This is a genomic window from Saccharopolyspora rectivirgula DSM 43747, from assembly GCF_000497205.1.
In the GTDB taxonomy this organism is placed as follows: Bacteria; Actinomycetota; Actinomycetes; order Mycobacteriales; family Pseudonocardiaceae; genus Saccharopolyspora; species Saccharopolyspora rectivirgula.
This window is the reverse complement of sequence record NZ_AYJW01000015.1, coordinates 16,434-38,497: the sequence shown is the minus strand read 5'-3', so window position 1 is coordinate 38,497 and position 22,064 is coordinate 16,434. Positions and strand designations below refer to the sequence as shown.

Below are 22,064 nucleotides of genomic sequence, written 5' to 3'. Positions count from 1 at the left end.
TCATCAGGCAACCCAGCTTACGGTCCGCTCACCACCCGCCCGGCAGCAGCCTCAACCGCGGCCCCGCAACCGGCCGGCCAACTCCGCCGCCGCCCGGTGCGCCCGCTCCGCCAACTCCGGCCACGTCCGCCCGCACCCCTCCGGGCCAGCGCACTCGTGCCGGAACGCCACCCCCACCGCCGCCACCGGATACGACTCGTGGTCGAAAACCGGGCAAGCCACCGACGCGAACCCCTCCGTGATGAAGCCGTCCTCGACCGACCAACCCCGCCGCCGCTCCGCCGCCAACAACCGCCGCAACTGCGGCAAATCCCGCGGACCACGGCCAGTGCGCAACACGAACCGGTCACCCGACGGCAACAGCGCCCGCACCTGCGCGGCCGGCAGGTGCGCCAACATCGACCGCCCCGAAGCGGTCAACTGCGCCGGCAACCGAACCCCCACACCCGACACCAGCGTCTGCGGCCACACCGGCTGCTCCGCCACCAAGTACAGCAACTCGCCCCCGCGCAGCACCCCCAGGTGCGCGGGAAACCCCACCTCGTCCACCAGCCGCCGCAACACCGGGCCCGCCAAGCGCTCCAGCGGCTCGTGCCGCACGTAAGCCGCCCCCAGCTCGAGCACCACCGAGCCCAAACCGAACCGGTGCTCCTCCGGGAAACGCGTCACAAAACCCGCGTCGACCAGCTCCGACAGCAAGTGGTACGTCGTCGAACGCGGCAACCCCAACTCGCGGGCGATCACCTCGGCCGACACCGGACCGCTCCGCCGGCCCAACAACCGCAGGATCCCCAGGCCGCGCCGCAGCGCCGGAACACTACTGCTGCGCCCCACCCGCGCCTCCAGTCTGGAATACCAGACACTCTCACCCTAACCGGACTTAACCCCGCCCGCGCCCGCACGGTCAGATGGACACATGCAGGCCAACACCCACCAACTCGGCCCCACCCCGCTCACCCGCGCCCAACTGGTCGACATCGCCCGCCACCAGGGCCGCGTCGAACTCACCCCGCAAGCCATCAACAACATCACCACCGCCCGCAACCACATCGACAAACTCGCCACCGAAAACCGCCCCGTCTACGGCATCTCCACCGGGTTCGGGGCGCTCGCCGTCCGGCACATCCCCACCCACCGCCGCACCGACCTGCAACGCTCCTTCGTCCGCTCCCACGCCGCCGGCGCCGGGAACCCCGTCGAGGTCGAAGTGGTGCGGGCCGCCATGGCCCTGCGCCTGCGCACCATCGCCACCGGCCGCACCGGTGTGCGCCCCGAAACCGCCCACGCCCTCGCCGACCTGCTCAACACCGGCATCACCCCGGTCGTCGGCGAACACGGCTCACTGGGCTGCTCCGGAGACCTCGCCCCGCTCGCCACCATCGCCCTCGCCCTCACCGGAGAAGGTGAAGTCCTCACCCCCAGCGGGCAACGCCGCCCCGCCGCCGAAGCACTCGCCGAAGCCGGCCTCGAACCCGTCACCCTGGGCGAAAAAGAAGGCCTCGCCCTCACCAACGGCACCGAAGGCATGCTCGGCATGCTCGTCCTCGCCCTGCACGACCTGACCGCCCTGGTCGACATCGCCGACCTCACCGCCGCCATGAGCGTGGAAGCCCTCCTGGGCACCGACCGGGCGTTCGCCGCCGACCTGCAACACCTGCGCCCCCACCCGGGGCAAGCCGTCTCCGCCGCCCGGATGCGCGCCTTCCTCGCCGACTCCGCGATCATCGCCAGCCACCGCGGACCCGACTGCCCCCGCGTCCAAGACGCCTACTCGCTGCGCTGCGCACCCCAAGTGCACGGGGCCGCCCGCGACACCATCCGCCACGCCGAAACCACCGCCGACGCCGAACTCGCCGCCACCATCGACAACCCCGTGCTCCTCGACGACGGGCGCGTGGAATCCAACGGCAACTTCCACGGCGCCCCGCTCGCCTACGTGCTGGACTTCCTCGCCATCCCCGTCGCCGACATGGCCAGCATGGCCGAGCGCCGCACCGACCGGATGCTCGACGTCGCCCGCTCCCACGGGCTGCCCGCCTTCCTCGCCGACGACCCCGGAGTCGACTCCGGCTACATGATCGCCCACTACACGCAAGCCGCCATCACCGCAGAACTCAAACGCCTCGCCGTCCCCGCCTCAGTGGACTCCATCCCCACCAGCGCCATGCAAGAAGACCACGTGTCCATGGGCTGGGCCGCGGCCCGCAAACTCCGCGCCGCCATCAACTCCCTGACCACCGTGCTGGCCGTCGAACTGCTCACCGCCGCCCGAGCCCTCGACCTGCGCGCCCCGCTGCAACCAGCCCCCGCCACCGCAGCCGCCCGCGACCTGCTGCGCACCCGAGTCCCCGGCCCAGGACCGGACCGGCACACCAGCCCGGAAATCGCCGCCGCCGAACACCTCATCCGCAGCGGCGAACTCCACCACCTGATCACCACCCACCTCGGCCAGGAGCAACCATGACCAGCACCGAGCACCACATCCGCGCACCCCGCGGCACCACCCGGACCGCGCGCAGCTGGAGCACCGAAGCCGCCCTGCGCATGCTGCAGAACAACCTCGACCCCGAAGTGGCCGAACGCCCAGAAGACCTGGTGGTCTACGGCGGAACCGGCAAAGCCGCCCGCAACTGGGACTGCTACCAGGCCATCGTGCGCGAACTGATCTCCCTGCGCGACGACGAAACCCTCCTGGTGCAGTCCGGCAAACCGGTCGGGGTGCTCCCCACCCACGAATGGGCGCCCCGCGTGCTGATCGCCAACTCCAACCTCACCGGCCAATGGGCGACCTGGGACGAATTCCGGCGGCTCGACGAACTCGGCCTGATGATGTACGGCCAAATGACCGCCGGCTCCTGGATCTACATCGGAACCCAAGGAATCCTGCAAGGAACCTACGAAACCTTCGCCGCCATCGCCGACCAGCGCTTCGGCGGCACCCTCGCCGGCACCCTCACCGTCAGCGCCGGACTCGGCGGAATGGGCGGCGCCCAACCGCTCGCGATCACCCTCAACGGCGGGGCAGCACTGCTGGTGGAATGCGACCCGGACCGCGCCCGGCGCCGCCTGCACAACGGCTACCTCGACGAGGTCGCCGACGACCTCGACACGGCCGTCCGCGCCGCGGTCACCGCGAAGCACCAGCGGCGCGCGCACTCGGTGGCCGTCATCGGCAACGCCGCCGAAATCCTGCCCGAACTGCTGCGCCGCGGCGTCGAAGCCGACATCGTCACCGACCAGACCTCCGCCCACGACCCGCTGAGCTACCTGCCGATCGGGGTCACCGTGCCCGAATGGCCCCACTACGCGGCCGAAAAACCGGAGGAGTTCACCGCCCGCGCCCGCGAATCCATGGCCGCCCACGTGACCGCGATGGTCGGCTACCTGGACGCCGGCGCCGAAGTCTTCGACTACGGCAACTCGCTGCGCAGCGAAGCACAACTGGGCGGCTGCGAACGGGCCTTCGACTACCCCGGTTTCATCCCCGCCTACCTGCGGCCGCTGTTCTGCCAAGGCAAAGGACCGTTCCGGTGGGTCGCGCTGTCCGGCGACCCCGCCGACATCGCCCGCACCGACCGAGCGATCCTGCGGCTGTTCGGCGACGACGACCACCTGGCCCGGTGGATCGAACTGGCCGGGAGGAAAGTCCCCTTCCAAGGACTGCCGGCCCGCATCTGCTGGCTCGGCCACGGCGAACGCGACCGGGCCGGCCTGCTGTTCAACGACATGGTGGCCAGCGGCGAACTGCAGGCGCCCATCGTGCTCGGCCGCGACCACCTCGACTGCGGATCGGTCGCTTCCCCGCACCGGGAAACCGAGGACATGGCCGACACCTCGGACGCGGTCGCCGACTGGCCCCTGCTCAACGCCCTGGTCAACACCGCCTCCGGGGCCACCTGGGTGTCGGTGCACCAAGGCGGGGGAGTGGGCATGGGACGCTCCCTGCACGCCGGCCAGGTCACCGTGGCCGACGGAACCCCGATGGCCGCCCGCAAGCTCCAGCGGGTGCTGTCCAACGACCCCGCGACAGGCATCATCCGCCACGCCGACGCCGGCTACTCCCGAGCCCGCGACACCGCCACCGAACACGGCCTGCGCACCCCGCTCGTGCCATGACCCACCACCCGGCGCAGAACACGCGGCAAGGGAACTTTTCCGCCACCCCCGGGCAGAAAAGTTCCCTTCAACTCGCGGCGCACCACCCGGCGCGAGCGAAACCACCGGGCACCCCAGCGAACCGTCCACAACGAACCCGGAAGGGGAGCAACGCCCCACCGGAACCACCACTGTGGACTATCGGAACGGTGGAACACGACCCCAGGAGCGGCCGATGAGCACACTCTGGTGCCAGTGGGCATGGCTGGAGAACGGGCCCACCCCCGGCGTGCAACTGCACATCACCGACGGGACGATCACCAGCATCCAGCGCACCCGCACCCCGGACCCCGGTGCCGAAGAACTCCACGGACTCGTCCTGCCCGGGCTGGCCAACACCCACTCCCACGCCTTCCACCGGGCCCTGCGCGGCCGCACCACCAGCAGCGGCACCTTCTGGACCTGGCGGGAACACATGTACCGGGTCGCCGCCACCCTCGACCCCGACCAGTACTACCAACTGGCCCTCGGCACCTACGCCGAAATGGCCCTCGCCGGAATCACCTGCGTCGGGGAATTCCACTACCTGCACCACGACCCGAACGGCCACAGCTACCGCGACCCCAACGCCATGGGGCACGCCCTCACCCGAGCAGCAGCCGACGCCGGCATCCGGATCACCCTGCTCGACACCTGCTACCTCACCGGCGGCTTCACCACCCCCGTGCGCGGCGTCCAAATCCGCTTCAGCGACGGCGACATCGACAACTGGATGCACCGCGTGCAGCAATTCCACCCCGGCAACCAGCGAACCCGGCTCGGCGCCGCCATCCACTCGGTGCGCGCCGTCCCCGCCCGCCACATCCCGCACATCACCGCATGGGCCCGCCACACCACCGCCCCCGTGCACATCCACCTCTCCGAGCAGCGCGCCGAGAACGAAGCCTGCCTGGCCGCCCACGACCGAACCCCCACCCAGCTGCTCGACGAACGCGGCGCCCTCGGCCCCCACCTCACCGCGATCCACGCCACCCACCTGACCAACCAGGACATCGCGCTGCTGGGCAGCACCCGCACCGGGGTGTGCCTGTGCCCGAGCACCGAAGCCGACCTCGGAGACGGCATCGGACCAGCCGTCGAGCTCGCCGCCGCCGGATCACCGCTGTCGACCGGCAGCGACGGGCACAGCGAAATCGACCTCCTCGGCGAAACCCAAGCCGTCGAAGCCCACACCAGGCTGCGCACCGAAACCCGGGGGCACTTCACCAGCCCCCAACTGCTGGCCATGGCCACCAAGAACGGGCACCGATCCCTCGGCTGGCCCGACTGCGGACAGCTGGCCACCGGCTGCCAAGCCGACCTGATCGCGATCGACCTCAACACCCCGCGCTTGGCCGGCGTGCCAGTGGCCGAAGCACCCGCGGTAGCCCGCGCCAGCGACCTCACCGACGTCTTCGTGGCCGGGCAGCGCATCGTCCACCACGGACACCACCGGACCGTGGACGTGCCCGCCCAGCTGCGCAACGCGCTCCAAGCCCTGCAACAACCGTGAGGCACCCGTGAAAAGCACCCTCATCACCGGTATCGGCGAACTCACCACCAACGACCCGGAACTGGGCACCTTGCACGACGCGGCGGTCGTGATGACCGGCAACCGCATCAGCTGGGTCGGATCGGCGAACAACCCACCGGACGCCGACACCATGGTCGACGCCGAGGGGCGGGCGGCACTGCCCGGCTGGGTGGACAGCCACACCCACCTGGTGTTCGCCGGCGACCGCACCAGCGAATTCATCGCCCGAACAGCCGGAAAACCCTACACCGCGGGCGGGATCAACGAGACCGTGCGAGCCACCCGAGCCGCCAGCGACGAACAACTCCAGCACAACCTCATCAGGCACCTGGCGGAAGCCACCGCGCAAGGAACCACGTGCCTGGAAACGAAAACCGGCTACGGGCTCACCGTCCACGATGAACTGCGAGCGGCCAAGACCGCGGCACTGGTCGACGAAGTCACCTTCCTCGGCGCCCACGTGGTGCCCCCGGGCTGGGACGCCGACGACTACACGCACCACGTCTGCACCGACATGCTCGACGCCGTGGCAGCGCACGTCGACTGGTGCGACGTGTTCTGCGAACGCGGCGCGTTCGACGCCGACCAAACCACAGCCGTGCTGCGGGCAGCCCGCGAACGCGGACTCGGCCTGCGGGTCCACGGCAACCAGCTCGGCCCCGGGCCCGGCGTGCAGGTGGCCGTCGCCGAGCAAGCCGCCAGCGTCGACCACTGCACCCACCTCGACAGCGCCGACATCGACGCGCTCGCCAACTCCGACACCGTCGCAACCCTGCTGCCGGCCTGCGACGCGTGCACCCACCAGCCCCTGCCGAACGCCCGGGCGCTGCTCGACGCGGGAGCCACCGTCGCGTTGGCCACCAACTGCAACCCCGGCTCCTCCTACACCACCTCCATGGCCTACTGCGTGGCCACCGCGGTGCTGCAGATGGGGATGAGCGTTGCCGAAGCGGTGCGAGCAGCGACCTGGGGAGGAGCTCGAGCGCTGCGCCGAGAAACCGGCGACGGGGCAGTGGGGGTGGTGCGGCCCGGTGCCCGCGCCGACCTCCACCTGCTCGACGCCCCCAGCGCCGCCTGGCTCGCGTACCGGCCCGGCGTGCCGCTGACCTACGCGGTGTGGCGGGAAGGCCACGACCTCGTCCCACCACCCGGTGGGCGGCAAGACCGGTGAGCGAAGAGCCCCGCCGCAGGGCGGGGGAGGAGCGAGCCGCGCGTCAGCTCACTCGTCGCTGTCGTCCCGAGCCAGGAACGTGGCCAGCCGCTCGGTGGCGTCCTCGAACTCCGGGTTCAAGTCCACGAAAACACGCATCCGGTCCGCCACCCACGCCAGTGAGACCTGCTCTTCACCGCGACGTTCTTCCAGCTCCTCAATACCGCGGTCGGTGAAGTACACCGTCCCTCCCAAGCAATCTCCAGAAGCCGGCGAACCAGCAGTTCACCACACCAGACTGACACGGCGAGAGTAAGGGAACTCCCCTGCCGCCCGGGAGCGGGAAGTTCCCCGCCCTCAACTTACTCGGCATGGAAAAGCCGCTGGTCCGCGGTGGAACCAGCGGCTTTTCCTAGTTCAGCGATCAGGCGAAGGCGCTGTTGACCACTTCAGCCTGCTCCACCTCGTGGACCTTGGCCAAACCGGTGGCCGGCGCGGCCATCGCACGCCGCGAAACCCGCTTGATCTTGCCTTGCAGCTGCGGGAACAACTCCGGCAGCGCGAGGCCGAGGAACGGCCACGCACCCTGGTTGGCGGGCTCTTCCTGCACCCAGCGGATGTCGTCGGCGTTCGAGTACCGGTCGAAGATCCGGCCGAGCTTGCGGTGCGGCAGCGGGTACAGCTGCTCCAGCCGCACGATCGCGGTGTCGTCGAGACCGTGCTTCTTCTTGTGCGCCGCCAGCTCGTAGTAGATCTTGCCGGTGCACAGGATCAGCCGGCGCACCGAAGCCGGATCCGGCTGCGTCGGGTCGTCGATCACCGAGGTGAACTTGCCCTCCGTGAAGTCCTCGACCGCACTGGTCGCGGCCTTCAGGCGCAGCATCGACTTCGGCGTGAACACCACCAGCGGCCGGTGGATGCCGTCCAGGTTGTGCCGGCGCAGCAGGTGGAAGTAGTTCGCCGGGGTCGACGGCATCGCCACGGTCATGGAGCCCTCAGCGCACAGCTGCAGCCACCGCTCGATCCGGGCGGAGGTGTGGTCCGGGCCCTGACCCTCGTGGCCGTGCGGCAGCAGCAGCACCAGGTCGGAACGCTGCCCCCACTTGGCCTCACCGGAGGAGACGAACTCGTCGACGATCGACTGCGCCCCGTTGAAGAAGTCACCGAACTGGGCTTCCCACAGCACCAGGGCGTCCGGGTTGGCCACCGAGTAGCCGTACTCGAAGCCCATCGCCGCGAACTCGGACAGCGCCGAGTCGTACACCAGGAACTTCGCCTGGTCCTCCGACAGGTGCTGCAGCGGGGTGTACTCGGCGCCGGTCTTGCGGTCGATCAGCACCGAGTGCCGCTGGCCGAAGGTGCCGCGGCGGCTGTCCTGACCGGTCAACCGCACCGGGTGGCCTTCCATGACCAGCGAACCGAACGCCAGCAGCTCGGCGAACGCCCAGTCGATGCCGCCTTCCCGGCCCATCTTGGCGCGCCGCTCCAGCACCGGCTTGACCCGCGGGTGCGGGGTGAAGCCCTCCGGCAGCTCGATCTGCGAGTCGGCGATCCGCTCGATGACCTCCCGCGGCACCGCGGTGGACAGCCCCTTGGGGATCTGCTGGCTGCTCTCCACCGACTCGCTCGGGGCCGGCGGGTGCTTCTCCAGCTCGCGCACTTCGTTGAAGACGTGCTCCAACTGGGCCGCGTAGTCCTTGAGCGCCTTTTCGGCTTCTTCGAGCGTGATGTCACCCCGGCCGATCAGCGACTCGGTGTAGACCTTGCGGACGCTGCGCATCTTGTCGATCGCGTCGTACATCTTCGGCTGGGTCATCGACGGGTCGTCGCCCTCGTTGTGGCCGCGACGGCGGTAGCAGACCATGTCGATGACCACGTCCTTGCCGAAGGTCTGGCGGTATTCGACCGCCAGCCGCGCGACCCAGACGCAGGCCTCCGGGTCGTCACCGTTGACGTGGAACACCGGCGCGCCGATCATCTTCGCCACGTCGGTGCAGTACTTGCTGGACCGGGAGTGCTCCGGGGCGGTGGTGTAGCCGACCTGGTTGTTGACGATCACGTGGACCGTGCCGCCGGTGCGGTAGCCGCGCAGCAGCGACAGGTTCAGGGTTTCGGCGACCACGCCCTGGCCGGCGAACGCGGCGTCACCGTGCAGCAGCACCGGCAGCACCGTGAAGCCTTCCTGGCCCTTGTCCAGCATGTCCTGCTTGGCGCGGACGATGCCCTCCAGCACCGGGTCCACCGCTTCCAGGTGCGACGGGTTGGAGGTCAGCGACACCTTGACCTCGCCGTCCCCGAACATCCGGAAGTACTTGCCCTCGGCGCCCAGGTGGTACTTCACGTCACCGGAGCCGTGCGCCTGGCCCGGGTCGAGGTTGCCCTCGAACTCCCGGAAGATCTGGGCGATCGGCTTGCCCACGATGTTGGCCAGCACGTTGAGCCGGCCGCGGTGCGGCATGCCGATGACCACTTCGTCGAGCTCGTTGGCGGCCGCGCTGTCCAGCACCGCGTCCAGCAGCGGCACCACGGTCTCCGCGCCTTCCAGCGAGAACCGCTTCTGGCCGACGTACTTGGTCTGCAGGAAGGTCTCGAAGGCCTCGGCCGCGTTGAGCTTGGACAGGATGTACTTCTGCTCCGACGGGTCGGGCTTGCTGTGCGGCTTCTCGACCCGCTGCTGGATCCATTCCCGCTCGTCCGGCTCGAGGATGTGCATGTACTCGACGCCGACGGTGCGGCAGTAGGAGTCGCGCAGCACGCCGAGCACGTCGCGCAGCTTCATCTTCTCCTGGCCGGCGAACCCGCCGACGGCGAACTCGCGGTCCAGGTCCCACAGGGTGAGGTTGTGGGAGAGCACGTCGAGGTCTTCGTGCCGCCGCTGCCGGTAGTTCAGCGGGTCGATGTCGGCCATCAGGTGACCGCGGGTGCGGTAGGCGTCGATCAGCTCCAGCACCCGGGCGGTCTTGTCGACCGAGCCCTCCGGGATGTCCCGGTTCCAGCGGACCGGCTCGTAGGGGATGCGCAGCGAGGCGAAGATGTCGTCGTAGAAGCCGTCTTCGCCCAGCAGCAGCTGGTGCATGCGGCGCAGGAACTCGCCGGACTCGGCGCCCTGGATGACCCGGTGGTCGTAGGTGGACGTCAGCGTGACGATCTTGCTGATGCCCATTTCCACCAGGGTCTGCTCGCTGGCGCCCTGGAACTCGGCCGGGTAGTCCATGGAGCCGACGCCGATGATGGCGCTCTGGCCCCTGGTCAGCCGCGGCACCGAGTGGTTGGTCCCGGTGGGACCGGGGTTGGTCAGCGAAATCGTGGTGCCCGCGAAGTCCTCGGCGGTCAGCGAGTTGCTGCGGGCCTTGCGGATGATGTCCTCGTAGGCCTGCCAGAACTGGTAGAAGGTCATGTCCTCGCAGGCCTTGATGGAGGCGACCACGAGGTTGCGGCTGCCGTCCTTGCCGGGCAGGTCGATGGCCAAGCCCAGGTTGACGTGCTCGGGGGTGACGACCGCGGGCTTGCCCTTCTCGTCCACCGCGTAGTGGCGGTTCATGTTCGGGAAGTCCTTCAGGGCCCGGACCAGCGCGTAGCCGATCAGGTGGGTGAAGGAGACCTTCCCGCCCTTGTTCCGCTTGAGGTGGTTGTTGATGACGATGCGGTTGTCGAACAGCAGCTTGGCTGGAACCGCGCGCACGCTGGTGGCGGTGGGCACGGTCAGCGACTGGTCCATGTTCTTGGCGATCGCGGCCGCGGCGCCACGCAGCGGTTTGACGTCCTCGCCGGGCTTGGCCTCCGGGGCCGAGGGGGACTTGGCCGCCGGGGTCGGGGAAGGCTGCGGCTTGGGCGCCGGCTTGCTGGCTTGCGCAGCGGGGGCAGGGGTGACCTGGCCGTTGGTCCCGCTGGGCTTGATGGCGGTGGCCGTGCTCGACTGGGTCGTCGCTGCCGCGCCAGCTGCGGAGTTGGCTTGCTGGTTAGCTGGCTGGCCCGTCTTGTAGTCGGCGAAGAATTCGTGCCACGCCGAGTCTACGGATGAGGGATCTTGGAGGTACCGCTCATACATCTCCTCGATCAACCACTCATTGGGGCCGAACTGTGACGCAGGGGTGCTGGACACGGCTGGCGTTCGCCTCAATCTCTGCTCGTGATTTACAGACACTCGACTAACAGGCTAACGACCCGGCTGCCGAGATTGACACGCAGTACTGCGCTCTGGTGAGCGATGCCCACGACTGGCGCGCCGGGGAAAACTCCGTCCTCGGCGAGCGACTCTGGGGGCTGCACGGGGTCACTCACCACGCGTAACATGTCTCACTCGGTTGCGGGCAATCTGTTTGTACTCCATGTGGGTTGTCGCTCGTAAATAGTATGACGTTTCGTGTGGCGGGGATGTTCCCCTTGTCACTAAATCGAGCGAGCTGTTTTGGCGCTGAACAGCGGCCCTCGTCGAGGAGGTCCGCCCGCGCAAAGCGGGCAGAAAAGTTCCCGGAATTCAGCGGTGCGGTGAGCGAAGTTCCCTTGGGGCTGGAAAGCGGCAAGAAAATTCCCTTACTTTCCAGTACGCGGACCGCACCGCCGAATTTTTCCGGATGGCGGTAAAAAAATTTCTTTTTCGCCTCAGGCGATATTCGACGCGCCCTCGTCCAGCGGCTCCGCCCCACCCGACGACCGCCACAGCTGCGCGTAACGGCCATCGGCCGCCAACAACTCGGCGTGCGACCCCAGCTCCACGATGCGCCCCGCTTCCACCACCGCGATCCGGTCCGCCCGGGCCGCGGTGGCCAACCGGTGCGCCACCACGAACGTGGTGCGCTGCCGCGACACCCGATAGCTGGCGTCCACCACCATCGCCTCGGTGGCCGGGTCCAACGCCGCCGTCGCCTCGTCCAACAGCAAGATGTCCGGATCCACCAGCTCGGCCCGAGCCAGCGAAACCAGCTGCCGCTGCCCGGCCGACAACGACCGGCCCCGCTCACCGACCTCCTGCCGAAAACCGCGCGGCAACATCGCGATCCCCGGCAGCGCCCCCACCGAACGCGCCGCGGCCTCGATCTCCGCCGCGGTCGCCCCCGGCCGGGAGTAGCCGATGTTCGCGGCCACATCACCGGTGAACAAGTGCCCCTCCTGCGGCACCACCGCCATCCGGCTGCGCAGCGACCCCAAGTCGTAGTCGCGGACGTCCACCCCGTCGATGAGCACCGCGCCCTCGGTCACGTCGTAGAACCGGGCGAGGAGCTTGATCAACGTGGACTTGCCCGCACCGGTCGCGCCCACCAGCGCCACCGTCTCCCCGGGGCGCACCCGCAACGACACGTCCCGCAGCGCGAATGCCTCGGTCCCCGGGTACTTGAACGATACCGAACGCAGCTCGACCTCACCCCGCAGGCGCCCCCGAACCTCCACCGGCTTCCGCGCCGGCGGCACCGACGTCGGCGTCCGCAGCAGCTCGGCGATCCGCCGCAACCCCACGCTCGCCTGCTGGTACGAGTCGAAAACACTGGACAGCTGCTGCACCGGGGAGAAGAACAAGTTCAAGTACAGCAAGAACGCCACCAGCACCCCGGCCGTCAACCGGCCCTCGGCCACCCGGGCCGCGCCCACACCCACGACCGCGGCCAACGCCACCTCGGACAAGAACGCCACGAACGGGAAGTAGAGCGAGATGTACAACTGGGCCCGCAGCCGCGACCGCCGATAAGCATCACTGCGCTGCGCGAACCGGCGCGCGGCCAACCGCTCCCGACGGTGCGCCTGGGCCACCCGCAGCCCCGCCACGTTCTCCTGCAGATCGGCGTTGACCGTGCTGACCCGCTCCCGAGCCTCCGCATAAGCCCGCTTCGACACCCGCCGGAACACCACCGTCGCCACCACCAGCACCGGCAGCACCGACATCGCCACCAGCGCCAACGGCAGATCCGTGGCCAGCAGCGCCCCCGCGATCCCGACCAGCGTCAGCGAACTGACCACGAACGTCGCCAACCCCGTCTGCAGGAACGACGACAACGCGTCGACGTCAGTGGTCATCCGGGTCATGATCCGCCCGGACAACTCCCGCTCGAAGTAGTCCAACCCCAACCGCTGCAAATGCGCGTAACTGCGCAACCGCAACTGGTAGAGCAAGGTCTCCCCGGTCCGGGCAGCGACCACCGTCTGCGCCCGCACCACCAACCAACCCAACCCCACCAGCAGCCCAGCAGCCGCCGTCAACAACCACAACGTGCCCGGGTCACCAGCACCGACCCCGGCATCCACGCCGTAGCGCACCAGCGTCGGCAACACCACCGACACCAACGCGTCCCCGGCCACCAGCGCCACCGTCAGAGCAATGCCCCAACGGATCGAACCGAACAGCTTCGACAACCGGAAATCCGGATCGTCCGCGGTCGGATCGACCGGCCCCCGCCGCGGCTGATCGGTGGCCGGCGGAAGACTCCGCACCCCCTCCAGCAGCTCCGGGGTCGGCGGCATCGACGCCTTGCTGATCCCGTGCTTGCCCGGCACCGCCGCGGCCGGACCCGCAGCCACCGGATCCTCCGGCTCCGGCTCCGGCCACAACTCCGCGGTGACCCCCTGCCGGTCCGACGCCTCCGGAACGAACCGGCGATCGATGGACTCCCCAGAACCGGCCAGCAGCGCCCGGAACAACTCGCAGCGCTCCAGCAACTCCTCTTGGGTGCCCACATCGACCACCCGTCCCCGGTCGAGCACCGCGATCCGGTCCGCCAACGCCAACGTCGACCGCCGGTGCGCCACCAACAGCGTGGTGCGCTCCGCCGTCACCGACCGCAGCGTGCCGTGGATCGCGGCCTCGGTCGCCGCGTCCACCGCCGAAGTCGCGTCGTCGAGCACCAGCACCCGCGGATCCGACAGCAGCGCCCGCGCCAGCGCGATCCGCTGCCGCTGCCCACCCGACAACGTCAGCCCGCGCTCACCCACCAGCGTGTCGTAGCCGTCCGGCAGCGCGCTGATGAACTCGTGCGCCTCCGCGGCCTTCGCCGCAGCCACCACCTCCTCCTCGGAGGCGTCCGGCCGCCCGTAGGCGATGTTGCCGCGAATGGTGTCGGAGAACAGGAACGCCTCCTCGAACACCACGCCCACCGCCGAGCGCAGCGAATCGAGCTGCAAATCCCGCACGTCCAACCCCGGCTGCCCAGTCCGGCCCAGCGCGATCCGCCCCGAATGCACGTCGTAGAAGCGGGGCAGCAGCAGCGACACCGTGGACTTGCCGGACCCCGCCGGGCCCACCAGCGCCACCGTCTCCCCGGGGCGCACCCGCAGCGACACCTCCCGCAGCACCGGCTGGTCCCGGGTGTAGCCGAACGTGACGTCCTCCAGCTCCACCTGCAGCGGACCGTCCGGCAGCGGCACAGCACCGCTCTTCTCCCGCACCTCCGGCTGCGCGTCCAGCAGCTCGTGGATCCGCTCCACCCCAGCCCGAGCCAACTGGGCCTGCACCACCAGGCTGGAGAGCATCCGGGCCGGGGAGGCCAGCATCGCCACATACCCGGTGAACGCCACGAACGTGCCGATGCTCACCTGGCCCTGCAGCGCCATCCAGCCACCCAGGCCCAGCACACCGACCTGCCCGGCCAGCGGGAGCGACGACAAACTGGCCGCCGGCAGCGAACTGATCCGCGCCGAACGCATCCGCTCCGCGAACAACCGGCGGGCCCGGCCCTCCATCCGGGAAACCTCCCGGGACTCCTGGCCGAACCCCTTCACCACCCGAACCCCGGTCACGGTCTCCTCGACCTGCTGGGCGATGTCCGCCGCCCGCTGCTGCGCCGACCAGGTCGCCGGGAACAAGCGCTTCTTGCTGCGCGCCGAAACCACCCCGATCAGCGGCGCCACGATCAACGCCACCACGGTCAGCAGCGGGGACAACCACAGCATCGCCGCCAGCGCGAACACCGCCAGCACCGCGGTGCCGGCCGCCAGCGGGAACATCGACAACAGCGCGTTGATCAACTGCAGGTCGCTGATCGACCGGGACACCACCTGCCCGGTGCGCAACGCGTCCTGCTTGCCCCCGTCCAACCGCTGCACCGTGGCGAACACCGCGCGCCGCAGATCGTGCTGCACGTTGGCGGCCAACCGCCCCGCGCTGTAGCGGCGGACGAACGCGGCCGCGAACCGGAACACCCCCAGCCCCAGCAGCGCCAGCACGACCCACCACAGCTGGTCGGTGCGGCCCCGAACCGCATCGTCCACCGCCACCTTGGTCAACAGCGGGGCCAGCGCCTCCAGCCCCACCGCGGTGACCGAAGCCCCCACCGCCAGCAACAGCGCAGCGGGGTGCCGCCAACAAGCAGCGGCGAGACGACGGATCCAACCACCGGACACGGTCCGCGCACTACCGGAGTCGCTCACGACGCCAGGTTATGCCGCCACCAGCGAGCCGCAGGCGCCGCGACTTGGTGACGTTCATGACCGAAGGTGACGAACCCCACCGCACAACGGGGGAGCGGGTCAGGGAAGCGACCTCCACCGGCGGAGCCGGCAGAAAAGTCCCCTCGCCGTCAGGTGATGTCCCGCTGGCGGCTCACCGCCCAGCCGGCCAGCGCGAACCCCGCGGCGTAGGCCAGGAACACCAGCACGCTCAACCACCACCCCTGCCCGTAGCTGCCGCCGAAGAAGAAGTGCAGCAGCTCGAACACCTCACGGGGGATGAACGGCTCGTCCGGCCCGGCCACCGCCTCGACGAAGATCGGCACCGCCAAGTTGCCGACAACACCGTTGCCGGCCGCCCCCGGCAGGTATGCGGCCACCCCGCTGGCATCGGTGCCGGCCAAGAACGTCGAAATGATGAACTCGACGACGAACTTGTACAGCAGCGGCACCACCACCGCCAGCACCGCGTTGCCGATCAGGGCGCCGAAACCAACGCCCAGCACCGTCCACAGCACCATCGCCAACAGCCCGGCACCGCCGACGGCGAACCAGTCCAGCGGATCACCGAACCCGTCCAGACCGGCGCCCAGCAAGCCGCCCAAGCTCGCGCACACCACGTTGACCACCCCGTACAGCGCGCCCACGGCGCTGTAGGCGATCAGCTTCGCGCCGAACACCGCGCCCCGCGGGTTGCCGGTCAAATACGTGGTGGTGATGCTCTTGTTCCGGTGCTCCCCGGCGACGGCCAGCGCACCGAACAGCACGGCGAAGATCGTGGAGAAGTTCGTCGACATCGACACGGTCAACAACCCCAGCGGCAGCGGCCGCCCCAGCGACCGCTCCAGTTCGCTGATCGTGCCCACCGCGGTGCCGAACCACCCGGCGCCGAAGCTCAACAGGGCCACCGGGATGAGCAGCGCCCACCACAGGTTGACCGTGAAGATCTTGCGGAACTCCGAACGAACCAGCGCGGTGACCATCAGGCATACCCCCCGGGATTGCCCGGCTGGCCGGGCTGGTGGCCGGGCCCCCACTGCTGGGGCGGCACCTGCGGGCTTGCGCTGTGCTGTCCACTGGTCAACTGGAAAAACACCTGCTCGAGATCGACGTGTTCGTCCTGCATCGCGTACAGCGCGACCCCGGCCTCCAACGCCAGGTCGGCGACCGTGCGGGAGTCGGCGTTGTTGACGGCGAGCCTGCCATCGGCCAGGAACTCCACCTCCAGCCCGGCCTCCTGCAGCTTCTCCACCAACCGGTTCGGGTCGGAGGCTTGCACCAGCGCCCGCGAGCGCTGCGCCGCCCGCAGATCGTCCAACCGCCCGTCGTACACGCACTGGCCGCGGCTGATGATCACCACGCTGTCCACGGTGTGCTCCATCTCGCGCAGCAAGTGGCTGGAGACCAGCACGGTGCGGCCGTTGGCGGCGAAGGCGCGCAGGAAGTTGCGCAGCCACGCGATGCCCTCCGGGTCCAACCCGTTGGCCGGCTCGTCCAGCACCAGCACCTGCGGGTCTCCCAGCAGGGCGGTGGCCAGGGCGAGCCGCTGCCGCATGCCCAGCGAGAAACCGGACACCGGTCTGCTGCCCACGCTGGCCAGGCCGACCAGCTCCAACACCCGGTCCGCCTGCTCGTCGGGGAGGCCCATCGCCGCCGCGTAGCAGCGCAGGTGGTTGCGGGCGGTGCGCCCGGGGTGGAAGCTCTGCGCCTCCAGCACCGCGCCCACCACCGTGCCGGGGTTGGGCAGCTGGTGGAAGGGAACACCGTTGATCGTCGCCGTTCCGGCGGTGGGTTTCACCAACCCCAGGATCATCCGGAGCGTGGTCGTCTTGCCCGACCCGTTGGGGCCGAGGAAACCGGTCACCGTGCCGGGCTCCACCGTGAAGCTCAGGTCCTGCACCGCTTGCACCGGCCCGAAGCTCTTGCTCAGCCCTTGCACAACGATTCGGCCGCTGCCGTCGTGCACTCGCTCCTCCAACGTCGCCGTTCGCGCGAACCGGCCCCTATCCTGCCGGACACCGCGGGCGCGGTGGTCGGGAGCCGGGGGCAGCCGGCGAGCCGTGGGGAGCGGAACAGCGGAACTACCCGGGGTCACCGCAGAACAGACCACTTTCGCTCTTTCGGGCAATCCTCGGTCGAGCTGGCAAAACCTGGCCTGGAGTCCGCGCATTGCCGTCGGAAAACGCGAAAAGTGCCCTACACTGGAGTTGGCGGCCTGCTCCCGGTGCCCCCCAGGCCGGTTGAGCGGGCCGCCCCTTCTCGTGTTCAGCACGTGTCGATCACCGGGCCCACGGGTGACCCCGTTCAGCGGTCCGGTTCGTTCTCACCCGGCGTGCCGCCCCGATCACCTCAGGTGCCGGTGTTCGGCGGCCGAACGCGGGTTCTCCGCTGCGGATCGGGACGACCTTGACAGCACCGCTGGGATCCTTACTCTTTGGGGGCATTGAACAACCGCATACCGGCCGACGACCCCGGGCGGGAGAGACCTGCCGACCACCGGCAGGCGCCGAAGGAGCAAGACTCCCCGCAAACTCTCAGGCCCCGTGACCGCTCGGGAGAGGCGACTCTGGAAAGCGCGGGTCAGCGACGTCCCGCCACCCACGGTGCAAACCGCCAACCGCGGTGAAGCTCTCAGGTTCCGCAACAGAGTGGGGAGGCCCTGGAAACCACGGGCAGTCATGCCCTTCGACCACAGCGGAGCCTCCCTATGTCCGTACCGGAAAACCTGCAGTACACCGAAGAGCACGAGTGGGTTGAAGACAACGGCGAGCAGGTGCGGGTCGGCATCACCGAGCACGCCGCCGAAGCGCTCGGGGACATCGTCTTCGTGCAGCTGCCCGAAGTCGGCGAGCAGGTGGAAGCCGGGCAGGCCTGCGGGGAGCTGGAATCCACCAAGTCGGTCAGCGACCTCTTCTCCCCGGTCACCGGTGAGGTCACCGCGATCAACCAGGACGCGGTCGACGACCCGGCGCTGCTCAACTCCGACCCCTACGGCAAGGGGTGGCTGCTGGAAGTCCGGGTCACCAGCAAGGGCAAGCTGCTGTCCGCCCAGGAGTACTCCGAGCTCATCGGCGACTGAGGACACTCGCGCCGGCTTGCCGGGTCAGCGCGGCCCGGCAAGCCGGCGCGACCGGGTTCCCGGCGGCGTTCGTCGCCGGGCTCAGTGCAGCAGCACGTAGAGCAGTCCGGTGCAGCCGACCCCGACCGCCAAGGCGGTCACCGCCGCCGGAAGACCACCCCCGGGCAGGGGCGCGCTGGAGCGCAGACTGCGCCACCCGCGGATGTGCCGGCGCCAGGCGAGCCCGGTCACCGAAGCGGCCAGGGGCAGGGTGAGCGCCGCGCACGCCACCGCGGCCGCGGTGCTCACGTGCAGCACCAGCCGCAGCAGCACCAGCAGGACCGCGGTGAACGCCAGGGTGGTCCGCAGCCACGCCAGCGTGGTCCGCTCCAACTGCAGGCCGGGATCGACCGGTTCGGGTTCCTCCGGCACCTCAGATCCCCGTCACCAGCAACAGCACCAGCGCGGCCACCCCGACCAGAGCGAGCCCGCAGCCCAGCACCGGGGCCAGCTGGAACGGGGGCAGCGACACCCCGCGCCGCAGCGCCCGCTCGGTCCGGAACCACCGGGTGAAGGCCGTCACCGCCGCGAGCACCCCGCTCAGCAGCAGCACGACGGCCAGCACCGTGCGCAGCGGGGAAGGGGTGGCGACCGCGTTGAGCGATTCCACCCCCACGCCGGAGGCCATCAAGGCCAGCGAGGTCCGGATCCACGCGAGGAACGTGCGTTCGTTGGCGAGCGTGAACCTGGGGTCCGGGTCGCTGCCGACTCCGTAGAGCCGCCGCGGCCACCGCGGATCCCCTTCCCGCGGTCCGGTGACCATGCCGTCACGATAGTGCGGGCGCCACCGGGACGCCGGGCTGGTCAACTGCGGGCCGGTACCCGGGAGGGAGCTAGAAGGCGAACACCGAACCGGTGTAGGTCTGGGCGACGCACGCGTTGGCGTAGCGCTTCTCGAACTCCACCGACCGCTGGTTCCAAACACCTTCCGCGCTGACCGTGACCGGCCGGTACACCAGCGGGCACGGGGTGTTGGCGTGGGCGGCGGCCAGCGCGTCGAGATCACCGTCCACAGTGTCCAGATCGGCGCACGCCTCGGTGGCCTTCGGGTGGGTGCCGCCGGCCGGGTCGCAGATCAGCACCGCGGTGCGGGCCTCGTTGCGGGCGTCACTGCTGATCGACAGGCGCAAGACGCTGGGTTGCTGTGGTTGCTCGGCGGTGGCCAGCGCCGGGATCAGCGCGGTACCGGCCAGCGCTGCGGCGAGGAATATTCCGCGACTGGTCAGCCGGGATGCAGCCATCTCGTCCGGTCCTCCTGTGTGTCAGGTGTGGGATCTGCTTTTCTTTATCTCCGCTTCGCGGTGGTCTGCTGTCCCGGCAGCCGCAGACCACTGGAAAGTGGTTCACTCAACCGGTTGCCCTGACTGGCCGTCACGCTTTTGCCCGCTGCACCCGGGTGGTCCGGCCGCGCTGCGGAGCGCTCGGGCGCAGCGCTGTGGATCTTTCCCCGGTGTTCGCGCCCAGGACCGGTGGCAGGCCAGTGAGGACTGGCCGAAAACCCTTGCGGCAGAAGAACTTTCCGGCAGATCACCGGCGCGTTGATCAATTCCGTCCAGTGCGGACACCGGACGCGCGGGCGAGCCGGATCACTCGTCCGCGACGTGGCTGCGGATCACTTCGTTGACCGCCTGCTGGAAACCGTTCACCAGCACTTGAATGGTCAGCGGGCGCAACTGGTCGGCCATGCGCCGGACCCGCTCGCGCTCCTGCTCCGGCCGGCCCCGCTCCACGTAGGGCCGCAGCACGTTGGCGGCGAACAGCTCCCGCAGTTCCACCGCGATCTGCGCGGTGTGCTGGGAGACGATGTTCTTGGCCTCCAGCAGCATGTCCAGCGGCAGGTCCAGGGCCAAGATCTGCAGGCCCACGCCGAGCATCGCCGGGCTGGGCAGGCGCAGCCGGTCGGAGTCGGGCAGGCGTTGCAGGATGCCCAGGGCCACCAGTTTCTCGACGCGGTCGTCGTCGAGGTGCTGCCCGGCCCGCCGGTCCAGTTCGGCGCGGTCGATGTCTTCGCTGCGGTCCTCGGTCCACGGTGCGATCAACGCCCGCTGCAGCGCCAGTTCCTCGGGGGAGGCGTCGGCGGGAATGCGTTCCAGGTGCCGCTCGATCGCCGAGAGCGTGAAGCCCAACCCCTGCAGTTCCCGGATCAGCTCCAGCCGCGCGAGGTGGTCCCGGCCGTAGAGGCCGAGCCTGCCCCGCAGCCGCGGTGGGGGGAGCAGCCCACGCGAGGAGTAGAACCGGACAGTGCGCACCGTGACGCCGGCACGTGCCGCCAACTCGTCGATGGTGAGCTCTTCATCCGCGGTTGGGAGCATGCCGGAACGATACTCCCTGGCCGCTGTGACACCAACGCTGTCGCATGGCTGCTGTGCCGATGCCGGGCGGCGGCGGCCGGTGCCGCGCCGCGCTTCCCGGGGTTGGGAACGGGGAAGGGGCCGCTGGTCCTGGCGCCGCCCCGGGGCGAACCCCGAAAATGCTTGTGACCTGCGGTGATGCTCCCGCGCTGATCGTCCACCGCTCGAATGATCACGAGGAGGTCACGAATGCTTCACATGTGACACCAATGATGTGACGCTATTGCCGTCGAGTTCGTGTGGTGCTCGACACAGACGGCGGAGGGTGTGGCGTGACGGACAACCGCGGACCGCTGGCCGGGATCAAGGTGGTCGAGCTGGCCGGGATCGGCCCGGCCCCGTTCAGCGCAATGCTGCTGGCCGACCTGGGTGCGGATGTGGTGCGGGTGGACCGCCCGGGCGCCGGGGACGGCAAGCACGACCTGCTCAACCGGGGCAAACGATCGATCGTGGTCGACCTCAAGCACGCGCAGGGCGCCGAAGTCGTGCTCGAACTGGCCCGGCGAGCCGACGTGCTGATCGAAGGACTGCGCCCGGGAGTCACCGAACGCTTGGGCGTTGGCCCCGAGCAGTGCTGGGAAGTCAACCCGCAACTGGTCTACGGGCGGATGACCGGGTGGGGCCAGGACGGGCCGCTGGCCTCCACCGCCGGGCACGACATCGCCTACATCGCCCTGACCGGCATGCTGCACGCCATCGGCAGGCAGGGCGGACCACCCCAGGTGCCGATCAACCTGCTCGGGGACTTCGGCGGCGGCGGCATGTACCTGACCGTCGGGATCCTGGCCGCCCTGCTGGAAGCCCGCGGAAGCGGGCGCGGACAAGTGGTGGACGCGGCCATAGTGGACGGAACCGCCCACTTGGGCATGATGATCTACGGGATGCTCGCCGCCGGCGGCTGGAGCACCGAACGCGGCACCAACCTGCTCGACACCGGAGCCCCCTTCTACGACGTCTACGAAACCGCCGACGGAAAGCACATGGCGGTCGGGGCCCTGGAACCCCAGTTCTACGCCGAACTGCTGGACCGGCTCGGCCTGACCGGTGAAGCGCCGGACCGCGACGACCCGGAGAACTGGCCGCGCCTGCGCGAGCTGCTCGCCGAAACCTTCCGGCAGCGCACCCAACAGGAGTGGACCGAGGTCTTCTCCGGCTCGGACGCCTGCGTGGCCCCGGTGCTGTCGATGACCGAAGCCGAAGACCACCCGCACATCGCCGCCCGGCGAACCCTCACCCGCAGCAACGGCGTCCTGCAGCCGGGCCCGGCACCCCGCTTCAGCCGAACCACCACCAGCCCCGGAGGAGTGGCCAGCCCAGGAGCGCACACCACCGAGGTGTTCCGGGACTGGCAGCTGCCCACCGAACTGCTGGAGACCGGCGCCGTGCTGAGGGAGGAAGCGTGAG

Annotated in this window: 16 protein-coding genes and 2 riboswitches; of the genes, 6 read left to right on the top strand and 10 right to left on the bottom strand. The window is 69.6% G+C overall.

All coding sequences use genetic code 11. The features are described 5' to 3' along the window. Positions 1-51 precede the first annotated feature (51 nt). Positions 52-834 carry an IclR family transcriptional regulator gene (locus SREC43747_RS0106440; RefSeq protein ID WP_029720332.1) on the bottom strand — a complete coding sequence of 261 codons (783 nt, stop codon included), beginning with the start codon at positions 832-834 and terminating at the stop codon, positions 52-54. A gap of 82 nt (positions 835-916) precedes the next feature. On the opposite strand from SREC43747_RS0106440, the gene hutH reads away from it, so the two are divergent. From hutH to hutI, 4 genes are all read left to right on the top strand, one after another. Then, positions 917-2,464, top strand: coding sequence for a histidine ammonia-lyase (gene hutH, locus SREC43747_RS0106435; protein WP_051387769.1), 1,548 nt, complete (start codon positions 917-919; stop codon positions 2,462-2,464). After that, positions 2,461-4,116 (top strand): urocanate hydratase, encoded by a 1,656-nt coding sequence (gene hutU, locus SREC43747_RS0106430; protein ID WP_029720330.1) that lies wholly within the window; start codon positions 2,461-2,463, stop codon positions 4,114-4,116. The genes hutH and hutU overlap by 4 nt, the downstream gene beginning before the upstream one ends. 214 nt (positions 4,117-4,330) lie before the next feature. Then, a complete protein-coding gene (locus SREC43747_RS0106425) occupies positions 4,331-5,647 on the top strand; it encodes a formimidoylglutamate deiminase (RefSeq protein WP_029720329.1) in 1,317 nt (438 codons plus the stop codon). Between the two features lie 7 nt (positions 5,648-5,654). Next, complete coding sequence (gene hutI / locus SREC43747_RS0106420) at positions 5,655-6,839, top strand: imidazolonepropionase (RefSeq protein ID WP_029720328.1); 1,185 nt, start codon at positions 5,655-5,657, stop codon at positions 6,837-6,839. A gap of 48 nt (positions 6,840-6,887) precedes the next feature. Here the strand turns inward: hutI and SREC43747_RS21530 are convergent, their stop codons facing one another. From SREC43747_RS21530 to SREC43747_RS0106395, 5 genes are all read right to left on the bottom strand, one after another. Continuing rightward, positions 6,888-7,061, bottom strand: a complete 174-nt coding sequence (locus SREC43747_RS21530; RefSeq protein WP_236623058.1) for a DUF6104 family protein — start codon at positions 7,059-7,061, stop codon at positions 6,888-6,890. Positions 7,062-7,242: 181 nt separating this feature from the next. Beyond that, the gene (locus SREC43747_RS0106410) at positions 7,243-10,866 is read right to left on the bottom strand and encodes a multifunctional oxoglutarate decarboxylase/oxoglutarate dehydrogenase thiamine pyrophosphate-binding subunit/dihydrolipoyllysine-residue succinyltransferase subunit (RefSeq protein ID WP_037331471.1); all 3,624 of its coding nucleotides are present in this window, start codon (positions 10,864-10,866) and stop codon (positions 7,243-7,245) included. 554 nt (positions 10,867-11,420) lie between these two features. Next, positions 11,421-15,173 carry an ABC transporter ATP-binding protein gene (locus SREC43747_RS0106405; RefSeq protein ID WP_037331469.1) on the bottom strand — a complete coding sequence of 1,251 codons (3,753 nt, stop codon included), beginning with the start codon at positions 15,171-15,173 and terminating at the stop codon, positions 11,421-11,423. Positions 15,174-15,322: 149 nt separating this feature from the next. Further along, positions 15,323-16,174, bottom strand: coding sequence for an ABC transporter permease (locus tag SREC43747_RS0106400; protein ID WP_029720325.1), 852 nt, complete (start codon positions 16,172-16,174; stop codon positions 15,323-15,325). After that, a complete protein-coding gene (locus tag SREC43747_RS0106395) occupies positions 16,174-17,157 on the bottom strand; it encodes an ABC transporter ATP-binding protein (protein ID WP_051387768.1) in 984 nt (327 codons plus the stop codon). The genes SREC43747_RS0106400 and SREC43747_RS0106395 overlap by 1 nt, the downstream gene beginning before the upstream one ends. A 500-nt stretch (positions 17,158-17,657) precedes the next feature. Then, a riboswitch (glycine riboswitch) is annotated at positions 17,658-17,751 on the top strand. Then, a riboswitch (glycine riboswitch) is annotated at positions 17,752-17,848 on the top strand. Between the two features lie 50 nt (positions 17,849-17,898). Between SREC43747_RS0106395 and gcvH the strand changes: the two genes are divergently transcribed. Next, positions 17,899-18,270: a glycine cleavage system protein GcvH gene (gene gcvH / locus SREC43747_RS0106390; protein WP_029720323.1), complete on the top strand. Its 372-nt coding sequence runs from the start codon at positions 17,899-17,901 to the stop codon at positions 18,268-18,270. An 81-nt stretch (positions 18,271-18,351) separates the two neighbouring features. Here gcvH and SREC43747_RS0106385 read toward each other — a convergent pair whose 3' ends face one another. The 4 genes from SREC43747_RS0106385 to SREC43747_RS0106370 form a co-directional block, all read right to left on the bottom strand. Then, positions 18,352-18,681, bottom strand: coding sequence for a DUF202 domain-containing protein (locus tag SREC43747_RS0106385; RefSeq protein WP_029720322.1), 330 nt, complete (start codon positions 18,679-18,681; stop codon positions 18,352-18,354). 1 nt (position 18,682) lies between these two features. Next, positions 18,683-19,072, bottom strand: coding sequence for a YidH family protein (locus tag SREC43747_RS0106380; RefSeq protein WP_029720321.1), 390 nt, complete (start codon positions 19,070-19,072; stop codon positions 18,683-18,685). Between the two features lie 70 nt (positions 19,073-19,142). Continuing rightward, positions 19,143-19,550: an SSI family serine proteinase inhibitor gene (locus SREC43747_RS0106375; protein ID WP_029720320.1), complete on the bottom strand. Its 408-nt coding sequence runs from the start codon at positions 19,548-19,550 to the stop codon at positions 19,143-19,145. Positions 19,551-19,895: 345 nt separating this feature from the next. Next, a complete protein-coding gene (locus tag SREC43747_RS0106370) occupies positions 19,896-20,621 on the bottom strand; it encodes a MerR family transcriptional regulator (RefSeq protein ID WP_029720319.1) in 726 nt (241 codons plus the stop codon). 311 nt (positions 20,622-20,932) lie between these two features. On the opposite strand from SREC43747_RS0106370, the gene SREC43747_RS0106365 reads away from it, so the two are divergent. Then, positions 20,933-22,063, top strand: a complete 1,131-nt coding sequence (locus SREC43747_RS0106365; RefSeq protein ID WP_029720318.1) for a CaiB/BaiF CoA transferase family protein — start codon at positions 20,933-20,935, stop codon at positions 22,061-22,063. The last annotated feature ends 1 nt before the right edge of the window (position 22,064 follow it).